20 protein-coding genes are annotated in these 18,380 nt (G+C 70.1%); 11 read left to right on the top strand and 9 right to left on the bottom strand.

Annotated features, from left to right (window positions below; genetic code table 11):
* Both GWK16_RS00400 and GWK16_RS00405 read left to right on the top strand, forming a co-directional pair.
* Positions 1–843, top strand: a complete 843-nt coding sequence (locus GWK16_RS00400) for an endonuclease/exonuclease/phosphatase family protein (protein ID WP_248291066.1) — start codon at positions 1–3, stop codon at positions 841–843.
* 8 nt (positions 844–851) lie between these two features.
* The gene (locus GWK16_RS00405) at positions 852–2,261 is read left to right on the top strand and encodes a phospholipase D-like domain-containing protein (RefSeq protein ID WP_170052009.1); all 1,410 of its coding nucleotides are present in this window, start codon (positions 852–854) and stop codon (positions 2,259–2,261) included.
* Between the two features lie 19 nt (positions 2,262–2,280).
* On the opposite strand, the gene minE is transcribed toward GWK16_RS00405, so the two are convergent.
* The 3 genes from minE to minC are packed head-to-tail and all read right to left on the bottom strand — an operon-like array spanning position 2,281 to position 4,196.
* On the bottom strand, positions 2,281–2,571 hold the full coding sequence (gene minE, locus GWK16_RS00410; protein WP_248291067.1) for a cell division topological specificity factor MinE: 291 nt from the start codon (positions 2,569–2,571) through the stop codon (positions 2,281–2,283).
* Positions 2,568–3,386, bottom strand: a complete 819-nt coding sequence (gene minD, locus GWK16_RS00415) for a septum site-determining protein MinD (RefSeq protein WP_170052010.1) — start codon at positions 3,384–3,386, stop codon at positions 2,568–2,570. The genes minE and minD overlap by 4 nt, the downstream gene beginning before the upstream one ends.
* A gap of 36 nt (positions 3,387–3,422) precedes the next feature.
* Positions 3,423–4,196, bottom strand: a complete 774-nt coding sequence (gene minC, locus GWK16_RS00420) for a septum site-determining protein MinC (RefSeq protein WP_170052011.1) — start codon at positions 4,194–4,196, stop codon at positions 3,423–3,425.
* Positions 4,197–4,431: 235 nt separating this feature from the next.
* On the opposite strand from minC, the gene GWK16_RS00425 reads away from it, so the two are divergent.
* The 5 genes from GWK16_RS00425 (at position 4,432) to GWK16_RS00445 (ending at position 8,129) form a co-directional block, all read left to right on the top strand.
* A complete protein-coding gene (locus GWK16_RS00425) occupies positions 4,432–5,337 on the top strand; it encodes an ABC transporter substrate-binding protein (RefSeq protein WP_170052012.1) in 906 nt (301 codons plus the stop codon).
* Between the two features lie 2 nt (positions 5,338–5,339).
* Positions 5,340–5,786 carry an acyl-CoA thioesterase gene (locus GWK16_RS00430; protein ID WP_170052013.1) on the top strand — a complete coding sequence of 149 codons (447 nt, stop codon included), beginning with the start codon at positions 5,340–5,342 and terminating at the stop codon, positions 5,784–5,786.
* Positions 5,787–5,851: 65 nt separating this feature from the next.
* Positions 5,852–6,823, top strand: a complete 972-nt coding sequence (locus GWK16_RS00435; protein WP_170052014.1) for a D-2-hydroxyacid dehydrogenase family protein — start codon at positions 5,852–5,854, stop codon at positions 6,821–6,823.
* Positions 6,820–7,659, top strand: coding sequence for an alpha/beta hydrolase (locus GWK16_RS00440; protein ID WP_170052015.1), 840 nt, complete (start codon positions 6,820–6,822; stop codon positions 7,657–7,659). Before GWK16_RS00435 ends, GWK16_RS00440 begins: the two co-directional genes overlap by 4 nt.
* Positions 7,656–8,129 carry an MOSC domain-containing protein gene (locus GWK16_RS00445; RefSeq protein ID WP_170052016.1) on the top strand — a complete coding sequence of 158 codons (474 nt, stop codon included), beginning with the start codon at positions 7,656–7,658 and terminating at the stop codon, positions 8,127–8,129. Before GWK16_RS00440 ends, GWK16_RS00445 begins: the two co-directional genes overlap by 4 nt.
* Positions 8,130–8,131: 2 nt before the next feature.
* On the opposite strand, the gene GWK16_RS00450 is transcribed toward GWK16_RS00445, so the two are convergent.
* Positions 8,132–9,970, bottom strand: coding sequence for a BTAD domain-containing putative transcriptional regulator (locus GWK16_RS00450; RefSeq protein WP_170052017.1), 1,839 nt, complete (start codon positions 9,968–9,970; stop codon positions 8,132–8,134).
* 595 nt (positions 9,971–10,565) lie between these two features.
* Here GWK16_RS00450 and GWK16_RS00455 point away from each other — a divergent pair.
* From GWK16_RS00455 to GWK16_RS00465, 3 genes are all read left to right on the top strand, one after another.
* Complete coding sequence (locus GWK16_RS00455; protein ID WP_170052018.1) at positions 10,566–11,600, top strand: hypothetical protein; 1,035 nt, start codon at positions 10,566–10,568, stop codon at positions 11,598–11,600.
* Between the two features lie 71 nt (positions 11,601–11,671).
* A complete protein-coding gene (locus GWK16_RS00460) occupies positions 11,672–12,484 on the top strand; it encodes a DUF6065 family protein (protein ID WP_170052019.1) in 813 nt (270 codons plus the stop codon).
* A 67-nt stretch (positions 12,485–12,551) separates the two neighbouring features.
* Positions 12,552–13,364, top strand: a complete 813-nt coding sequence (locus GWK16_RS00465) for a DUF169 domain-containing protein (RefSeq protein WP_170052020.1) — start codon at positions 12,552–12,554, stop codon at positions 13,362–13,364.
* A 57-nt stretch (positions 13,365–13,421) separates the two neighbouring features.
* Here the strand turns inward: GWK16_RS00465 and GWK16_RS00470 are convergent, their stop codons facing one another.
* Both GWK16_RS00470 and GWK16_RS00475 read right to left on the bottom strand, forming a co-directional pair.
* A complete protein-coding gene (locus tag GWK16_RS00470) occupies positions 13,422–14,126 on the bottom strand; it encodes an SDR family oxidoreductase (protein WP_170052021.1) in 705 nt (234 codons plus the stop codon).
* A 4-nt stretch (positions 14,127–14,130) separates the two neighbouring features.
* Positions 14,131–15,552: a M20 family metallopeptidase gene (locus tag GWK16_RS00475; protein WP_170052022.1), complete on the bottom strand. Its 1,422-nt coding sequence runs from the start codon at positions 15,550–15,552 to the stop codon at positions 14,131–14,133.
* A 125-nt stretch (positions 15,553–15,677) separates the two neighbouring features.
* Between GWK16_RS00475 and GWK16_RS00480 the strand changes: the two genes are divergently transcribed.
* Complete coding sequence (locus tag GWK16_RS00480; RefSeq protein WP_170052023.1) at positions 15,678–16,217, top strand: carboxymuconolactone decarboxylase family protein; 540 nt, start codon at positions 15,678–15,680, stop codon at positions 16,215–16,217.
* On the opposite strand, the gene GWK16_RS00485 is transcribed toward GWK16_RS00480, so the two are convergent.
* From GWK16_RS00485 to GWK16_RS00495, 3 genes are read right to left on the bottom strand one after another with little or no spacing between them, the layout of a single operon-like run.
* The gene (locus tag GWK16_RS00485; RefSeq protein WP_170052024.1) at positions 16,218–16,538 is read right to left on the bottom strand and encodes a hypothetical protein; all 321 of its coding nucleotides are present in this window, start codon (positions 16,536–16,538) and stop codon (positions 16,218–16,220) included.
* Between the two features lie 59 nt (positions 16,539–16,597).
* Entirely contained in the window at positions 16,598–17,425 is an 828-nt protein-coding gene (locus GWK16_RS00490) for a carbohydrate ABC transporter permease (protein ID WP_170052025.1), read from the bottom strand.
* Positions 17,422–18,336 (bottom strand): carbohydrate ABC transporter permease, encoded by a 915-nt coding sequence (locus tag GWK16_RS00495; protein WP_248291068.1) that lies wholly within the window; start codon positions 18,334–18,336, stop codon positions 17,422–17,424. The genes GWK16_RS00490 and GWK16_RS00495 overlap by 4 nt, the downstream gene beginning before the upstream one ends.
* Positions 18,337–18,380 lie beyond the last annotated feature (44 nt).

Genomic DNA, 18,380 nt, shown 5'->3' on the forward strand with positions numbered 1-18,380 from the left:
ATGACCCGCCGGCAGATTGCCCTGGACCGCGCCCGATCCTTCACCGACCTGCTCGCGGCACGCTTGATGCGCCTGCCGACAGGCCCCTTCCAGCCGGCGGAACCGCCACCCGGCGCGCTGCGCATTGCAACCTACAACGTTCACAAGTGCGTCGGCGCCGATGGTCGTTTCGATCCGGGACGAATTGCCGCGGTCATCCGCGAACTGGATGCGGACGTCCTGGCGCTCCAGGAGGCCGACCGCCGGTTCGGCCGCCGGGAAGGCCTGCTCGACCTGATCGCGCTGGAACGCGACACGGGGCTTCAGCTGGTACCGCTGGGCATGGCGGCCGGCGGCCATGGCTGGCATGGCAACGCCCTGCTCGTCCGCAATGGCCGCCTGGTCGAGGCGCACCGGCTGCGCCTGCCCGGTGGAGAACCTCGGGGCGCCGCGATGGTTGACCTCCAGCTGCCGGCGGGTCGGCTGCGCGTGGTCAACGCGCATCTCGGTCTGCTCCGGCGGCATCGGGCGCAGCAGGTCGCGGCCCTGCTGGAACGGCTGGCCCAGGCGGAGGAGGTGCCGACACTGCTGCTCGGCGATCTGAATGAATGGCGACCCGGACCACGGTCCTCGCTGCGCGCCCTGGACCGGGATTTCGGGCCGGTGGACGTCACGCCCGCGACCTTTCCGGCGCGCCTGCCCATCCTCAGCCTCGATCGCATCCTGTGCCGCCCGCATGGCCTGCTGACCGGGCTCGCGGCCCATGCGTCGCCGCTCGCCCGCATCGCGTCCGACCACCTGCCGCTGACCGCGCGGCTGGACCTGTCCGCCGCTCCGTCCTCGGCCATGGCCGCGGCAGCCTGAGCCGTGCCGTGTCGGATTCGTCGCAGGCCGGTGTCGCACTCGTCGCCGATGGGCTGACCGCTTTCGCCGCCCGCGTCGCGACGCTGCGATCCGCGACGCGCACCGCCGACCTGCAATACTACGTCTGGCACGGGGACCTGACCGGCACGCTGCTGGCGCGCGAGGTCATCCAGGCCGCCGACCGGGGGGTCGCCGTCCGGCTGCTGCTGGACGACATGTACGCCATGGGCGCCGAGCGCGTGCTCGCCGCCATGGACTCCCACCCCCGGATCCAAGTCCGGCTGTTCAACGCGGTGTCCTGGCGGCGCCTCGGCCCTCCGGGGCTGCTGCTCGAGATGCTGTTCGGCGGCTGGCACCTGGATCGCCGGATGCACAACAAGGCGTGGATCGTGGACGGCGACTGCGCCATCGCCGGCGGGCGGAACATCGGCGATCCGTATTTCGACGCCTCGGGCCACTTCAACTTCCGCGACCTGGACCTCGCGCTGCGCGGCCCGCCGGTGGAAGCCATGCAACGGATGTTCGAATCCTACTGGTCGCACCAGCTGTCGCGGCCGCTGCGACGGATCAGCCGGGCCGCCTACCGGCGCCGCGCACTGCGCAAGCTGTCACGGCGGCTCGAACGCGCCTGGATATCGCCGGAGGCGCGGCCCTATTTCGATCGCCTCGCCGGCGCGCCGCTGGTCACCCGCCTGCTCGCCGGGTCCGAACACGCCAGCTTCCTGGCGCTGCCGCCGGATGCCGTGCGCGTGGCGGCCGATCCGCCCGGCAAGGCGGTCGGCACCGCGCAGCCCCGGGACTGCCTGGCCGGCGCGGTCCATGGGGCGCTGCTCGGTGCGGAGCGCGAGGCGCTCATCATCTCGCCCTACTTCGTCCCGGGCCCGGAAGGTGCTGCGCAGATCGAGGCGATGGCCCGCCGCGGCGTGCGCGTCTCGATCGTCACCAATTCCCTCGCCGCGACGGATGTCGCCGCCGTTCACGGCGGGTATGCGCGCTACCGCGAACGCCTGCTCGCGGCGGGCGTGGAACTGCACGAGCTCAAGCCCGGCGGCGAGGAGGAAGGCATCAGCGTCTTCGGTTCCCGCGGGGCCAGCCTGCACACCAAGGCCTTCGTCGTCGATGGCAGGCTGTCCTTCGTCGGGTCCTTCAACCTCGACCAGCGATCGATTGCCCTGAATACCGAGATGGGCACCTTCATCGAGGATGCGCGCGTTGCCGAACGCATCCGGGCCGAGCACGCCCGTCTGGTGAGCCCGTCCTGCAGCTGGCGCGTCGGCCTGGCGGCGGACGGGGCCCTGGAATGGCAGGGCGAGGCGGGCGGGGACACCGTGACGCTGCGGCGGGAGCCCCTGGCTCCCGCGTCCCTGCGCGCCCTGGCGTGGGTGCTGCGCTGGCTGCCGATCGAATCGAAGCTGTGACCGGCAGCAGCCTGGGGGATCAGCGCGCGCCGGCCGCCATGCGCATCGCCGCCGGCGCGGGCAGTTCGATCTCGATCGCAAGGGTGGACATGTCCCCGCCGCGGTCGAGGTTCACGTTCACCTTGCCCGGGTCGATCGCGACATAGCGCGCGACCACGGCGACGAGCTCCTGCTGGAGCTTCGGAAGGAAGTCCTCCCGCGTGCGGCCGATGCGCTCATGCGCCAGGACGATCTGCAGGCGTTCCTTGGCGGCGGAGGCACTGCTCTCCTCCTTGCGCTTGCCTCGGAAGAAGTCGATCCAGGACATCATGCGGCCCTCCCGCCGAACAGCCGCTTGAACAGGCCCTTCTTCTCGGCCTCGATGAAGCGGTGGGGCTTCTCCTCGCCCAGGAAGCGCGCCACGGCGTCGGCATAGGCCTGGCCGGCCTGGCTCTCGGCATCCATGATGACCGGCGTGCCGGTGTTGGACGCCTTGAGCACGCTCTCGCTCTCCGGGATCACGCCGAGCAGCGGGATCGAGAGGATCTCCTGGATGTCCTCGAGCTTCAGCATCTCGCCACGCTCGACGCGGACGGGGTCGAAGCGGGTGACGAGCAGATGCTCCTTCACCGGGTCCTTCTTCTCCTCCGCGCGCTTCGAGCGTGACTGCAGCACGCCGAGGATGCGGTCGGAGTCACGGACCGAGGACACCTCCGGGTTCGTCACAACGACCGCCTGGTCGGCGAAGTACAGCGCGAGCAGCGCGCCCTTCTCGATGCCGGCGGGGCTGTCGCAGAGGATGTAGTCGAAGTCCTTCGCCAGTTCCTCGATGATCCTCGCGACGCCTTCCTTGGTCAGCGCGTCCTTGTCCCGCGTCTGGCTGGCCGGAAGGATCGACAGGGTGTCCACGCGCTTGTCGCGGATCAGCGCCTGGTTGAGCCGCGCCTCCCCGCTGATGACGTTGACGATGTCGAACACGACGCGCCGCTCGACGCCCATGATGAGGTCGAGGTTGCGCAGACCGACGTCGAAGTCGATGACGACGGTCTTCTTGCCCCGCTGCGCGAGGCCCGTGGCGAAGGCGGCGGACGACGTGGTCTTGCCCACGCCCCCCTTGCCCGAAGTGACGACGACGACCTGTGCCATGTCCCCTGCCTCCTCGTAATCCCCTGCGCGATGCGCTCAGCCGATCGGGTCGAAGCGCATGCGCTCGCCCGTCAGCCGCACCTGCACCGCCTTGCCGATCGGCGCCCCCGTGAGCCCCTCGCGCACCGCGTAGTAGCCCGCGATGGAGATGAGCTCGGGGTCAAAGTTCTGTGCGAAGACCCGCGCCTCGGTGTTGTTGCCGCCGCCGGCGATCGCGCGGCCGCGCAGCGCGCCATAGACGTGGATGTTGCCGTCCGCGATCACCTCGGCGCCCGCATTCACGGTCGAGGTCACGATCAGGTCGCCGCCCTGCGCCCAGATGCGCTGCCCGGCGCGGACCGGCTGCTCGACGATCATCGTCGGGCGCTGCATGCCCGGGGGCGGCGGCGGAGGGGCGGCGGGTTCGGCCGGCGTTACGGCGGCCGGCGCCGGCGCGGCCTCGGGCAGCGGCTCGTCGGTCTCCCGCCCGCCCGCGCCGCGGATCGGCGGCAGGCCGAAGGCCATGGCGGCATTGCGCAGTTCCGGCGTCCCGCCGGTCGTGCCGATCGGCACGATCGTCAGCTCGCGCAGCCCCCTCACCAGCCCTTCGAAATCAACCGTGTTGGCCGGCACGTCCAGGTCGCTGAGGCCGAGCACGACCGGGGCGAAGCGCAGGAAGCCGGGGGCGCGGCGGAACTGGTCGCCGATCGCGGGGACCACCACCTCGGGCCGCGGGTCGAGCAGCCGCAGGACGAGCAGGTTGAAGTTCGCGCCGCGCAGGCGGAACGGCTCCAGACGGGGAGAGGATTCGGGCCGAGGCGCGGCGGACATGGGGCTCCCGAAGGGTCGATCTGAAGGGGCCGGAACCATAGGGATTGTGGCCCAAGGTGCCGACGCACACCAGATATAGCGTTATGCCGAGTCCCAGCGAAGGCCGCCGAAGCGGGGTCCTTTCCGGGCAGGGGGTTATGCCGCGAAGTTCGCAGACGACGCCAGCGGCGAATCGGCGGGGCTGGTGCGCCCGCCATGCGTTGCGCAGGATGCCGCGCCTGACGGGGGGACCTTCGTGCAGCCCATCATCCTCAACGAGCCGTTCCGCGCGGTCTTCTACGCGCCCTTCTATGTGGCCGAGGCCCGCGGCCTGTTTGCCGCCCAGGGCGTCGAGGTGCGCCGCATGACGGCCGGCGACCCCACCAAGGCGGCGGAGAACCTCATCGCCGGCCGCGCCGACATCGCCTGGTCCGGGCCGATGCGGCCGATGCTGCTGCGGGACCGGGACCCGTCCTGCCCGCTGCGGTCCTTCTGCGCGGTGGTGATGAAGGACCCCTTCCTGCTGGTGGGCCGCCGCCCGAACCCCGGCTTCCGCCTGGCCGACCTGCCGCGGCTGCGGTTCGGAACGGTCAGCGAGGTGCCGACGCCCTGGTGGTGCCTGCAGGACGACCTGCGGCGGGAGGGGATCGATCCCGCGACGCTGAAGCGCGTCACCGACCGGTCGATGGCGGAGAACGCCGCCGCGGTCCTGGCGGGCGACCTCGACGTCGCGCAGGTCTTCGAACCGCATGCCGCGCTGGCCGAGGCGCAGGGCGCGGCCGTCTGGCACCGCGCCGCCGATCGCGGCCCGTCCGCCTACACCGCCTTCTACGCGACGGAGCAGCGCATCGAGGAACGTTCCGCCGAGTTCGAGGCGATGATCCGCGCCATGGCCGCGGCGCTCGCCTGGATCGCCGAGGCCCCGCTGGAGGACATCGCGGCGACCGTCGCACCGCTCTTCCCCGATGTGCCGCGCGCGGCGCTGACCACCGCCCTCGCCCGCTACCAGGGCCTCGCGCTGTGGTCCCCGACGCCGCATTTCCCGCGCGCGGCCTTCGAACAGCTGCGCGGCGCGATGCAGACCGCCGGCATCCTGCAAGGATCGCCCGCATTCGACGTCTGCGTGGACGAAGCCATCGTCGCCCGCGCCCTCGGAGCCTGAGCATGTCCAAGACCCGCGGCACGCGTGCCGACTACCGCTTCTTCCTGCCCATCCCGACGCGCTGGATGGACAACGACGTCTACGGGCACGTGAACAACGTCACCTACTATTCGTGGTTCGACACGGTGGTGGCGCGCTTCCTCATCGACAGCGGCTTCCTGCACATCCCGACCGCGCCGGTGATCGGCCTGGTGGTCGAGACCCAGTGCCGCTACTTCGCCCCCATCGCCTTCCCCGACGAGATCACCACCGCGCTGCGCTGCGGCCGCGCCGGCAACACCTCGGTCCGCTACGAGATCGCAATCTTCCGCAATGACGAGGACGTCGCCGCCGCGGAAGGCCACTTCGTCCATGTCTATGTCGACCGCGCGACGCAGAAGCAGCCGACGCCGCTGCCGCCGGTGCTGCGGGAGGCGCTGGCCGGCATCACCCTGCCGGCCGCCGGCTGAGCCCGGCTTGCGGAACCCCCGGCCCGGCGCGATCTAGCCGCCAGGACGATTCAGGAGACCACCCCATGAGCCAGGCCACCGCGCCGCTGAAGCGCCTCGCCATCCTCGACGACTACCAGGGCGTCGCGCTGTCGCTCGGGCCCTGGGACCGGCTGAAGGGCGTCGAGGTCACCGTCTTCCGCGACACCATCACCGACCGCGAGGCGCTGGTGCAGCGCCTGGCCCCCTTCGACGCGATCCTTGCGATGCGCGAGCGCACCCCCTTCCCGCGCGCCCTGATCGAGCGCCTGCCGAACCTGCGCCTGCTCATCACCACCGCGGCGCGCAACCGTTCCATCGACGCGGCCGCCTGCGCCGAGAAGGGCATCGTCTTCTGCGGCACGCCCTCCTTCGGCGATCCGACGGTCGACATCACCTGGGGCCTGATCACCGGGTTGATGCGCGACCTGCCGCGCCAGCAGGAAGCGCTGCGCGCGGGCCGGTGGCAGACCTCGGTGGGCTGGGGGCTCGAGGGGCGGACGCTCGGCGTGGTCGGCCTCGGCAAGCTCGGCGCGCGGGTGGCCAGGGTCGGCCAGGCCTTCGGCATGAAGGTCGTGGCCTGGAGCCAGAACCTGACCGAGGAACGCGCCACCGAGATCGGCGCGACGCGCGTGGACAAGGCGACGCTGTTTGCCGAGGCCGATGTCGTCACGCTGCACCTGATCCTGTCGGACCGCTCGCGCGGCATCGTGGGTGCGGAGGATCTCGGCCGGATGAAGCGCACGGCCTACATCGTGAACACCTCGCGCGGGCCGCTGATCGACCAGGACGCGCTGATCGCCGCGCTGAAGGAGGGGCGCATCGCCGGCGCCGGCCTCGACGTCTACGACACCGAGCCGCTGCCGCCGGACCACCCGATCCTCGCCGCGCCCAACACCTTCCTCACACCGCATCTCGGCTACGTCACGCAGCAGAACTACCGCGCCTACTACCAGGGCGCCGTGGAGGCGATCGAGGCTTTCAACGCCGGCGCGCCGGTGCGGGTCATCGCGCCATGAGCACGCCCTACGCCTTCGCCGAGGGCTGGCGCTACTGGGCCCAGAAGGAACGCGACGACGCCTACAACAACACCGGCATGGTGCCCGACAGCGCGCAGCAGATCGCCGCGCGCAACGCGCTCTCGGCGGAATTCCGCGCTGCCCGTGCCGGGCATCTCGACCTGCCCTATGGCGAGGCGGAGCGGGAGAAGTGGGACCTCTATCCCGGCGCCGATCCCGCCGCGCCCTGCCTGGTCTTCATCCATGGCGGCTACTGGCAGCGCAACCGGCGGGAGGATTTCGCGATCCTCGCCCAAGGGGCGCTCGCGATGGGCTGGTCGGCGGCGCTGCCGGGCTACACCCTCGCCCCCGACGCCTCGCTGACGGCCATCACCTGGCAGGTCAGCCGCGCGCTCGACTGGCTGGCCGCGAACGGGCCGGCGCACGGCATCGCGGGGCCGATCGTCGTCTCGGGCTGGTCGGCCGGCGGGCACCTCGCGGCGCTCGCCGCCGAGCATCCGGCGGTGACGGCCGCCGTCGCCATGTCGGGCATCTACGAACTCGCCCCGATCCGCGACACCTATCTCGACGAGAAGCTGCGGCTGACGGAGCAGGAGGTCGCCGACCTCTCGCCCATCCGCCGCCCGGTGGTGCAGAAGCCCATCGCGATCGTCTATGGCGGGGCGGAACTGCCGGAGCTCCGCCGCCAGTCGCGCGTCTTCCACCGCATCCGCGCGGAGGCGCAGGCGCCGGGACCACTCATCCCGATCCCCGGCGCGGACCATTTCCGCGTGCTGGAATCCCTCTGGAACATCGACGGCGCGCTGACCCGCGCCGCGGCGGAGCTGCTGCGATGAGCCACGACTTCACCGGCGTCCTGCTCGCCATCCACATCGCGCCGGAGGCCTCCGCGCCGATGGTGGAACTGGATGCCGCGCGCCTTGTCGAGAGTGTCGGCATCGAGGGCGACCGCTACGCCACGGCCAAAGGCACCTACAGCCACAAGCCCGCCGCCGACCGCCAGGTGACGCTGATCGAGATGGAGACGCTCGACGCGCTGGCCCGGGACCACGGCATCGATCTTCCGCCGCACGAGACGCGCCGCAACCTGACGACCGCCGGCGTGCCGCTGAACCACCTGGTCGGGCGCGAGTTCCAGGTCGGCGAGGTCGTGCTCTACGGCGGGCGGCTCAACGTGCCCTGCCAGTACCTCGAGGATCTGCTCGGCAAGAAGGTGTTCAAGCCGCTGATCAACCGCAGCGGCCTGAACTGCATCATCCGCAGGGGCGGGACGATCCGGCCGGGAGATACCATTCGGCCGGTGTGACCTCAGGTCAGGCCGGCCTTCCGCAGCCCGGCGAGGTAGTGCTCGATATCGGCGGGCCGGCCGTCACGTGGGACCGTGTTGAAGGGTGCGCGTTCGCGCGCCTTCGCGAGGGTGAAGTCGGCCTCCATCGCCAGCAGCTTCGCGCGGACCTTCGCCGCCTCGTTCAGCCGCCCCAAATGGCCCAGCGCAGAGAGCCACACCTTGTAGGGGAAGGTGAAGCCGGTGTGCAGCGCGGTCACCTGGCGCGCCGCGGAATCGACATCCTCGTGCCGGCCGAGCAGCAGCAGCGGCACCAGCCGCGTCGCGTCGAAGAAGAACGCGTGCGGGTGGAACGGCGCGAGGCGCTTGTATCGTTCCCAGCGGTGCAGCGCCTCCTCGTGCTCGCCGCGGTAGGACAGGGCGAGTGCGGAGAAGACCCAGGCGAGCGGCAGGTTGGGGTTGAGCGCCAGCGCCCGTTCGTACAGCGACACCGCCTCGGGGATCTGGTGATGCAGGAAGGCCCGCACATGCCCCAGGATCGCGAGCGCATGGGCATCGGAGGGATCCAGTGACACCGCCCGGGCAGCCAGTTCCTCGCTCTTCGCCAGCACATCCTCATCCGCGCGTGCCCAGCCCTGTCCGACGAGGAACAGGTACCAGTACGCGTGCCAGGCGAAGGCGGGCGCGTAGTCGGGATCCAGGCGCGTCGCTTCCTCGAGCATCGCGCCCGCGGCTTCGTAGGCCTGGCGGTCGAGCCGGTAGATGGCGGGGATGGCGCGCAGCAGCAGGTCGTAGGCGGTGATGTCGACCTGGGGACGGGCCGCGGCGCGGTTCGCCTCGATCAACAGGATCTCGGGGTCGACCCGCGCGACGACTTCGGCCGCGATCTCATCCTGCAGCTTCAGGATGTCCGCCGCCTCCCGGTCGAAGCGTTCGGTCCACACAACGGCCTCGGGCGGTCGGTGGTCCGTCAGTTGCAGCGTGACGCGAACGCGATCGCCACCGCGCTGGATGCTGCCGGACAAGCTGAAATCGAGATCGAGCTGTTCCGTCTGCCCTTCCGAACGCCGCGCCGCCGCGACGGATGCGCTGTCCACGAGCACGAGCCAGCGAAACCGGGCGAGCGAGGCCGTGATTTCGCCGGCCAGACCGAGCGAGACCTCCTCATCCGACTCGTTGCCGAGCACCCGAAAGGGCATGACACCCAGGCGCGCGCCCCGCCCTGCACTGCGCCGATGCGGCATCAGGACGGGGGGCGGGACTTCGCCACGGAGGGATTCGGCCAGCGCGGCGGTCTCAGGCGATGGCGCGCTGCGGAACCGCTCGGCGAAGATGCGGCGGCAATCCTCCCACGCGGCGAATGCCGCGCCGCGATCGCCGGCCTCGGCCTCGGATCGGATCAGGATGCGCCAGACCGGCTCCTGCGCGGCGTCGATCGTGAGGACGCGGCGGGCCTCCTGGGCACGGGCCAGGGGCGTCGTCGCCGCCGCCAGGCGGGCGCTCGCCACATCGAGGGCCAATTCCCGCAGCCGGCGGCGCTGCTGCTGCAGCCAGGCATCGAAGGCGGCATCGAGGCCGTCGAGATCCGAAAGGAACTCGGACAGCAGCAGGTTGAGAGCCTCGACGCGATCCCGCGCCATCCCCGGGACCTCCCGCGCGTCGACCCAGATGGCTCGGGTATCGAGCGAGACGGTTTCCCGGGTGGCGGTGAGGAGGCCCTTGCCCCAGTCGCCGAGGCACTCCTGCAGTTCATGAAGGGCCTGGCGCAGCGATCCGCGGGACTGTTCCTCGCCGCGGCGGCTCCACAGCAGATCGGCCAGGCGCTGGCGGGATATCGCTGCCGGCGCCTCCAGCGCCAGCACGGCGAGGACCGCCCGGGTCTTGCGGGACCGGGGCAGGAGAGGTTCACCTGTGATCGCGCGCACATCCATGCGGCCGAGCATGGCGATACGAAGCCGGGCGGGACCACGCCCTGCGGCGTCGGCTAAACCTTCGAAGGAAGGTCTTTGGTCCTGTTCTGAGGCGGATGAGAGTTCAGACATTCTCACGGGATGCTAACGGGAATGGCGATTGCGACCAAATCCGTGCCGCCGCGCCGCCGCGGTTATCGTTTCGGGCCGCGAAGGGTAGCGCCTCTTCGCTGCGCAGCGCGGGGGATCCGTCCCGGATGTGCCTCACCGGTTATGTTCTCCCCACGAATTAATCCTGTGGTTGTGTCCGACTCCGTTAATTTCGCGTTATAGACGTTATTGCCGCATGAAACCAGCGTTCGTCTAGGTCATGTTGCTGGTCTTTAACTACGTCGCTGGAAAGAACTCTGACCGTTTTCCTATATCAATATCTTACTAGGAAAAAAAAATACATCAAGTAGGAATGTTTCCTTGTCATCCGCAATCTCCTGGTTCACGGTTGGGCCACTGAGTTCAACCCTGAGACCTAACCCAGGAGCCGGATTACATGCCCAAGACCCTCGCCTCCGTCGCCGACAAGGGTATCGTGCGCCTGGGTGCCGGCTGCCGCACCCCCAAGGCCTCTGTCGCCGATAGCGGCGTGGTGCGCGTCGGCGCCGGCTGCCGCACCCCCAAGGCCTCCGTCGCGGACAGCCGCGCAGTGCGCGTCGGCGCTGGCTGCCGCACCCCCAAGGCCTCTGTCGCCGACAGCGGCGCGGTGCGCGTCGGCGCCGGTTGCCGCTCCCCGAAGGCTTCTGTCGCCGACAGCGGCGCGGTGCGCGTCGGCGCTGGCTGCCGCACCCCGAAGGCCTCTGTCGCCGACAGCGGCGCGGTGCGCGTCGGCGCCGGCTGCCGCACCCCGAAGGCCTCTGTCGCCGATAGTGGTGCGGTGCGCGTCGGCGCTGGCTGCCGTACCCCGAAGGCCTCCGTCGCCGACAGCGGCGCGGTCCGCGTCGGCGCTGGTTGCCGCACCCCGAAGGCGTCTGTCGCCGATAGCGGTGCGGTGCGCGTCGGCGCTGGCTGCCGTACCCCGAAGGCCTCGGTCGCGGATAGCGGCGCGGTGCGTGTCGGCGCTGGCTGCCGCACGCCGAAGGCCTCCGTCGCCGACAGCGGCGCGGTGCGCATCGGCGCTGGCTGCCGCACCCCCAAGGCCTCTGTCGCCGATAGCGGCGTGGTGCGCGTCGGCGCCGGCTGCCGCACGCCGAAGGCCTCCGTCGCGGACAGCGGCGCGGTCCGCGTCGGCGCCGGCTGCCGCAGCCCCAAGGCGTCCGTCGCGGACAGCGGCGCGGTCCGCGTCGGCGCCGGCTGCCGCACCCCGAAGGCCTCCGTCGCGGACAGCGGCGCGGTGCGCGTCGGTGCCGGCTGCCGCACGCCGAAGGCCTCCGTCGCGGACAGCGGCGCGGTGCGCGTCGGCGCTGGTTGCCGCACCCCGAAGGCTTCTGTCGCCGACAAGGGCACCGTCCGTCTCGGTGCAGGCTGCCGTACGCCGAAGGCCTTCATCATCGACAAGGGCGTCGTCCGGATGGGCGCCGGCTGCCGCTGATCCACGGCGCAGGAGGCTCCCCCGCGGAGCCCCTGCCCCTGTAGGATCCGCGCCGCCTTCAGGACCCGAGAATGACCCAGGACCGTACCCCCGTCGTTGCCTTCCACCGCCTGATCCCCGGGATCCCGGCGCCGACGCGGGCAGACAGGTCAGGGCTCGGCGGGCTTCCCACCCGCGCCTATCGCTTCTGCGACGCGGTCACGACGGCCACCGGGTACGGGTGGCACATCACCTCCCCGCTCAATTTCATGCTGATGTGGGACGGGCACGAAGTGCTCTGGACCTGCGACGAGCTCGAGAACGAGTGGATGCCCCTCGGCCTCGGCGCGGTGCAGTACCCCCATTTCCGCGCTCGCTTCGACGAGGAAGTGCCCGAGGACATTCGCGGCTACTCGCCGCCCTTCCTCACCGGCCTGCCCGAGGCCGGCGTGGTGCAGATGTGGACCGGCCTGTTCGTCCGGACCGCGCCAGGCTGGTCGGTGCTGACACGGTCGCCGGTGAACCTGCCGCGCCCCGCCGCCTATGAGCAGTTCGAAGGCATCGTCGAATTCGACAAGTGGTTCGGGCCGCTCTTCACCAACATCCGCATCACCCGCACCGACACGCCGATCGAGATCAATCAGCTGCGGCCGATCCTGCAGGTGATCCCGATTCCGCAATTCGCCTATGCGGATCCGATCCTGAATTCCGCCACCGTCTCCGACGCCTTCACGCAGTGGGGCGATGCGGAATGGGACGCCTATCGCGAAAGCGTGGTGATCCCGGCGAGCGCCGAGGAACACCAGGCCGGCCGCTACGCCGCCGATGTGCGTCGCGCCCGGCGCAATGCCGGCTGTCCCTTCGCCGCCATGGCAGCGGCCCGCGAGGCGAACGAGACGGGCTGAGGTCCCCTTCCTGGACTTCGCCGCGCAAGGGCGCATCATCCCGGCCGACACCGAGGAGGATCGCCCCATGAATGATGCACCACCCATCGCGGAATCACGCCCGCTCGACGGCAAGGCCGTCGCCGATCTCGGGCGCCAGCTGACCGAGCTGCTGCGCCTGCGCACCCTGCCGATCGGCATGAAGCTGTTCGAAAGCGATGAGGAGATGGCGAAGGTCCCGGGCCTTCGCCGCCCGGCCGCGGGCCGGAAGTTCTCGACCTGCCAGCTCGTCACCCAGGCGCGCATCGCCGGATTCACGCTCGGCATCACGCATGACAACGTGCCGGGCTTCTCGAACTGCGGCGGCGTCATCGGGCTGAACGAGCCCTCGGAACTCTACCTCTCGGGCCGCAAGTTCGAAGGCGTGTGGTTCGAGAATCGCGAGGCGGCGAAGAAACACCAGGCCGAGATGCCGCGCGTCCCGCCGCGCTATGCCGGCGTGGTCGTGTCCCCGCTGCGCAGCGCGCGGCTCGATCCGCCCGACATCTGCCTGTTCTATGCGAACCCGGCGCAGATGATCCTCTTCGTCAACGGGCTGCAGTGGAAGAACTACAAGCGCTTCGAATTCTCCATCACCGGGGAGAGCGCCTGCGCCGATTCCTGGGGCCGCGCGCTGCGCGACCGCGCGCCGTCGCTCTCGATCCCCTGCTACGCCGAACGCCGCTACGGCGGCGTCGCGGATGACGAGATGCTCATGGCGCTGCCGCCGGGCGACCTCGCCATCGCTGTCGAGGGGCTGCTCGGCCTGTCGAAGGCCGGGCTGCGCTATCCGATCATGCCCTATGGCCCGCAGGCGGATCCGGCGGAAGGGATGGCGAAGTCCTACGCGGACAAGTCCTGACGGAATCCTGGAGGGGCGTCGCCCCTCCAGACCGCTCCTCGCGCGAGGATCGATTCGTCAGACCGAACGGGTGATGCCGCCGTCGACGCGGATGTTCTGGCCCGTGATGTAGCCGCCGCCCGGCGAGGACAGGAAGGCCACCGTCGCGGCAACCTCCTCGACATGGCCGTACCGGCCCATCGGAATCGCCGGCAGGCGTTCCTGCCGCACCGGCAGGCTGTCGATGAAGCCGGGCAACACGTTGTTCATCCGGACGTTGTCCGCGGCGTACTTGTCCGCGAACAGCTTCGCATAGGCCGCGAGCCCTGCCCGGAACACGCCCGAGGTCGGGAAGGCCGGATCCGGCTCGAAAGCCGCGAAGGTCGAGATGTTGATGATGGCGCCTCCCTTCTGCGCCACCATCACCGGCGCGACGAGCCGCGTCGGCCGGATCACGTTCATCAGGTACACGTCGAGGCCGCGGTGCCAATCCTCGTCCGTCAGGTCGAGTACCGGACCGCGCGGCCCGTGCCCCGCGCTGTTCACCAGCACGTCGATCCGGCCCCAGCGGGCCGTCGCCGCATCGACCAGTCGCTGCAGGTCGTCGTTGGACTGGTTCGATCCCGTCACGCCGAGTCCGCCCAGCTCGGCCGCCAACGCCTCCCCCTTCCCGGAGGAGGAGAGGATGCCGACCGCGAATCCATCCGCCGCGAGCCGCCGCGCGGCGGCAGCGCCCATGCCGCTGCCGCCGGCCGTGACGAGTGCGACCTTCACCTCCGCCACCGGATCAATCCCCCGACATCTTGATCGGCGGATTCACGTCGGGCGGCAGCGGGCAGACATAGGGGTGCGCATCCGTGCGCGCCTTGTGGTCGGCCTTGGCCGCTTCCAGCAGCTCGGGCTTCACGATGGCGTCGACCGCGGTCCCGGCCATGATCTTCGCGACATGCACCAGGCCCTTGTGGGCGATGCCGGACTTGCCCTGCGCCGTCAGCTGCCAGGAATGGCCCGGCGTGCCGATGGCATAGGTCGCCCCGCGCGCCTGGACCGTCGGCACCGCCCAGGACACGTCGCCGACATCGGTCGAACCGACCCCGCCGCTGCCATGCGCATCCAGCGGGACGATGATGTCGCACAGCGCCTTGTCGCGCTCGACCTTCAGGCCGTGGCGGCGGAAGGCGGCCGCGATGTCCTCGTCCGACAGCGTCTTCTGGATCTCGCGCGCGAAGGCGCGGTCATCCTCGTCGAACTGCGGCGGACCGAGGCGCTGCATGTTCTCGTGCATCGCCTGCTCGAGCGGCGTGTTGGCAAGCAGGTTCGACACCGCGCTGACCACCTTGGTGCTGACCGTCGTCTCGGTCATCAGCGCCGCGCCGTCGGCGATCTTGCGCACGCGCGCGACGAGCTGGTTCAGCCCCACCAGGTCCTTGGCACGGATCAGGTAGCGCACCTTCGCGGTGCCCTGCACCACGTTCGGCGCGATGCCGCCGGCGTCGAGATAGGCATAGTGGATGCGCGCGTCCGAGGGCATGTGCTCGCGCATGTAGTTCACGCCGACATTCATCAGCTCGACCGCGTCGAGCGCCGAGCGCCCGAGCTCCGGCGCCGCCGCGGCGTGCGAGGCACGGCCGGTGAAGGAGAAGTCGATGCGCGTATTCGCGAGCGAGACCGCCTCGTTCACCCCGGTGAAGGCGGCCGGGTGCCAGCAGATCGCCATATCCACGTCGTCGAAGGCGCCCGAACGCACCATGAAGCCCTTGGCGGCGCCGCCTTCCTCGGCCGGGCAGCCGTAGTAGCGCACGCGCGCCTTGATGCCGTTCTTCTCGATCCAGTCCTTCACGGCCGAGGCTGCGAGCAGCGAGGCCGCGCCGAGCAGGTTGTGCCCGCAGCCATGGCCCGACCCGTCGCCCGGCAGGGGCTTGTGCTCGGCGACGCCCGCTTCCTGCGACAGGCCCGGCAGCGCATCGTATTCGCCGAGGATGGCGATCACCGGGCCGCCCTCCCCCGCCTCGCCCATCACGGCGGTCGGGATGCCGGCGACGTCCTTGGTCACGCGGAATCCATGCTGCTCGAGCATCGCGGTGTGCTCGGCGCAGGACCGGACCTCGGCATAGCAGAGCTCGGGCATGCCCCAGACTCGATCGGCGAGCCCGATCGCATCCTCGGCCTTGGCGTCGACGTAGCGCCAGATCTCTTCGGTGTTCTGCATGACGGGGTCCTTCGCGGGCGAATGAAGGCGCGCACTCTCGCGCCGCGCGGCGCACGCGTCCAGCACCCGCCCCTGGACGCCGCCCGCGCCGCGCCGCAGCATCACCGGCCCAGGAGGAGTCCGCCATGCCCCGCGTGACGCCCGTCCGCCCCGACGACCTCCCGGCCGAGCTCGGTGCCGTCTGGCAGCGCTACGTGACCACCTACGGCCCCTTCGAGGGGCAGCTGGAGGTCTTCGCCCATGTGCCGGCGGCGCTGCGCCACCTGATGCCGATGCTGATGGAACTGCGCGCCGCCGGAACGCTCCCGCGCCGCTGCCTGGAACTGGCGATCGTCGTGGTGTCGAAGCTGAACGCCTGCGACTATTGCATCGGCCATCACCAGCCCTTCCTGGCGGTGGAGGGCATCCCGCCCGCGGTCGTGGAAGGCCTGCCGGAAGGCCGCGACCACCCGTCGCTGACCGATCGCGACCGCGCGGTGATCGCCTATTCCGTCGCGGCCTGGGACAACAGCCACCGCGTGCCCGAACGCCTGTTCCAGGCGCTCCGCGAGCATTTCACCGAAGCGCAGATCGTCGAACTGACGCTGCGCATCACGCTGACCGGCTTCTTCAACCGCTTCTCCTCGGCCCTCGGCATCGAGGAGGAAGCCAGGACGGAGGCCTGATCAGCCGCGGCGACGGGCAGGAACGGCGACCGGGACCGGGCGCAGCGCCGGCGGCAGGCGCATCCGACGGCCACCACTGCCCTGGTCCTGACCGTCCTGCAGCATGATCGCCGTGCCGATCTGCACCGAGCCGAAGGTCAGGCCGCTGAAGAACCACAGCATGGCGATCACCGGCAGGCCGCCATGCTTCAGGATCAGGCCGCCCACCCCGCCCGGGTCGGCCCAGAGCACAGCCACCACGAAGATCGCGGATAGGCCGAAGCCCACCAGCCCATGCAAAACCATGAAGCGGACGGCGGGCGGAATACGGCGCAGGCTCATGGGGGCCTCCTTGTCCATTAGACAATAGGCAGATTGAGCCCGCGGGAAAAGGCCGGCGCTCAGGCTCCCTTCACGCCCCCCGCGGTCAATCCGGCGACGATCTGCTTCTGGGCGAGCAGCGTCAGGATCAGCACCGGCGCCGTCACCAGCAGCGCCGCGGCGGACAGCGGTCCCCAGGAGATCTGCTCGAAGGTCAGCATGTTGTTGACCGCGACCGGCAAGGTGCGCGTCTCCCGCCCCGCCAGCACCATCGCGAAGACGAAATTGTTCCACGAGAAGATGAAGGCAAGGATGGTCGCGACCGTGATGCCCGGCCGCGCCAGCGGCATCGCCACGTAGCGGAAGGCCTGCCAGATCGTCGCGCCGTCGACCAGCGCCGCCTCCTCGAGCTCCGCCGGCAATCCCTCGAAGAAGGAGATCATCACCCACACCACGATCGGCACGGTGATGACGAGGTGGGTGATGACGATCGGCACCAGCGTCCCGGTCAGCTCGAGCCACTGGAACAGCAGGAACAGCGGGATCAGGTAGGACAGGCCCGGCGTGATGCGCGCGATCAGGATCAGCGCCGCCGCCCGCATCGCCTTCATCTTCGCGATGCCGTAGCCGGCCGGCACCCCGATCGCGAGTGCGAGGCCCGTCGCCGAGAAGGACACCACCACGCTGTTCCAGGCGAACAGCAGGAAGTCGTTGCGCGCGAAGACCTCCCGGTAGTTGTCGAGGGTCGGCGGGTCCGGGACGAAGATCGGCGGGAAGGCGGTGTTGTCGAGCTCGTTCTTCAGCGACAGCGACAGCATCCACAGGAACACCAGCGCCGCCGGCGAGACCAGCAGCAGCACCGACACGCCGAAGGCGGCGTTCGACAGGTAACGCTTCAGCTTCCTCATGTCGCCTTCACCCGCTGGCGGGTCCAGAGCAGCAGCGCGGCGAGGAGCATGATGATCGCGAAGAACACCACCACCACGGCGCTGGCGTAGCCGACGTTGTAGAAGGCGAAGGCCTGCAGGTAGAGGAAGATGTTGATCGTCTCGCTCGCCTGGCCGGGACCGCCCTGGGTGATGACGTAGATGGTGTCGAACGCCTTCAGCGCGTCGATCGTGCGGATGATCAGCGCCACCACGACGAAGGGCGCGAGCAGCGGCATCGTGATGTGCCGGAAGGCCTGCCAGGCATTGGCCCCGTCGATCTTCGCCGCCTCATAGGGATCGGTCGGCAGGGAGGCGAGGCCGCCCAGGATCAGCAGCATCACCAGCGGCGTCCAGTGCCAGACCTCGACCAGCACGAGCGTCGGGATCACCGTCTCCGCGCTGTAGACCCAGAGGCTCGGCGGCAGGCCGACCTGGCTCAGCAGCCAGTTCAGCACGCCGAGCTGCGGGTGGAACATCATGGTCCAGACCAGCGCGACGGCGACGGGCGTGGCCATCATCGGCAGGATGAACACCGTGCGCGCCAGCCCCCGCAGCGGGAACTTGCGATGGAAGGCGAGTGCCGCGGCCAGACCGAAGATCATCGGCAGCACGACCGCGAGCCCCGTGTAGAACAGCGTGCGCGCCACCGCCCAGCCGAAGCGGCTGTCGGTGAACAGCTGCACGTAGTTGCCGAAGCCGACCCATTCGCGTTCCCCGCCCAGGTGCCAGTTGAAGGCGGAGACATAGAGGGTGAACACCCAGGGAAAGATGATCACGGCCATCACGACGACGGCCGCGGGCACCACGAACCAGGCATAGTGGCGCGCATAATTGCGACGGCGCTTCGTTTCCGCCGCCGCTGCCTGCGATAGGGCGATGTCGCTCGCCAAGGGTCAGTCCTCCGCCGCGTTCAACATGCAGGGCGCGGGGCCGC

This window comes from Neoroseomonas marina, assembly GCF_012927745.1.
GTDB classification, from domain to species: domain Bacteria; phylum Pseudomonadota; class Alphaproteobacteria; order Acetobacterales; family Acetobacteraceae; genus Neoroseomonas; species Neoroseomonas marina.

Bases quoted from the DNA above. Each gene is read 5' to 3' on its own strand.
- GWK16_RS00400 (WP_248291066.1), top strand. From the start codon at position 1: ATGACCCGCCGGCAGATTGCCCTGGACCGCGCCCGATCCTTCACCGAC.
- minE (WP_248291067.1), bottom strand. From the start codon at position 2,571: ATGATGTCCTGGATCGACTTCTTCCGAGGCAAGCGCAAGGAGGAGAGC.
- minD (WP_170052010.1), bottom strand. From the start codon at position 3,386: ATGGCACAGGTCGTCGTCGTCACTTCGGGCAAGGGGGGCGTGGGCAAG.
- minC (WP_170052011.1), bottom strand. From the start codon at position 4,196: ATGTCCGCCGCGCCTCGGCCCGAATCCTCTCCCCGTCTGGAGCCGTTC.
- GWK16_RS00430 (WP_170052013.1), top strand. From the start codon at position 5,340: ATGTCCAAGACCCGCGGCACGCGTGCCGACTACCGCTTCTTCCTGCCC.
- GWK16_RS00435 (WP_170052014.1), top strand. From the start codon at position 5,852: ATGAGCCAGGCCACCGCGCCGCTGAAGCGCCTCGCCATCCTCGACGAC.
- GWK16_RS00440 (WP_170052015.1), top strand. From the start codon at position 6,820: ATGAGCACGCCCTACGCCTTCGCCGAGGGCTGGCGCTACTGGGCCCAG.
- GWK16_RS00445 (WP_170052016.1), top strand. From the start codon at position 7,656: ATGAGCCACGACTTCACCGGCGTCCTGCTCGCCATCCACATCGCGCCG.
- GWK16_RS00455 (WP_170052018.1), top strand. From the start codon at position 10,566: ATGCCCAAGACCCTCGCCTCCGTCGCCGACAAGGGTATCGTGCGCCTG.
- GWK16_RS00460 (WP_170052019.1), top strand. From the start codon at position 11,672: ATGACCCAGGACCGTACCCCCGTCGTTGCCTTCCACCGCCTGATCCCC.
- GWK16_RS00465 (WP_170052020.1), top strand. From the start codon at position 12,552: ATGAATGATGCACCACCCATCGCGGAATCACGCCCGCTCGACGGCAAG.
- GWK16_RS00475 (WP_170052022.1), bottom strand. From the start codon at position 15,552: ATGCAGAACACCGAAGAGATCTGGCGCTACGTCGACGCCAAGGCCGAG.
- GWK16_RS00480 (WP_170052023.1), top strand. From the start codon at position 15,678: ATGCCCCGCGTGACGCCCGTCCGCCCCGACGACCTCCCGGCCGAGCTC.
- GWK16_RS00485 (WP_170052024.1), bottom strand. From the start codon at position 16,538: ATGAGCCTGCGCCGTATTCCGCCCGCCGTCCGCTTCATGGTTTTGCAT.
- GWK16_RS00490 (WP_170052025.1), bottom strand. From the start codon at position 17,425: ATGAGGAAGCTGAAGCGTTACCTGTCGAACGCCGCCTTCGGCGTGTCG.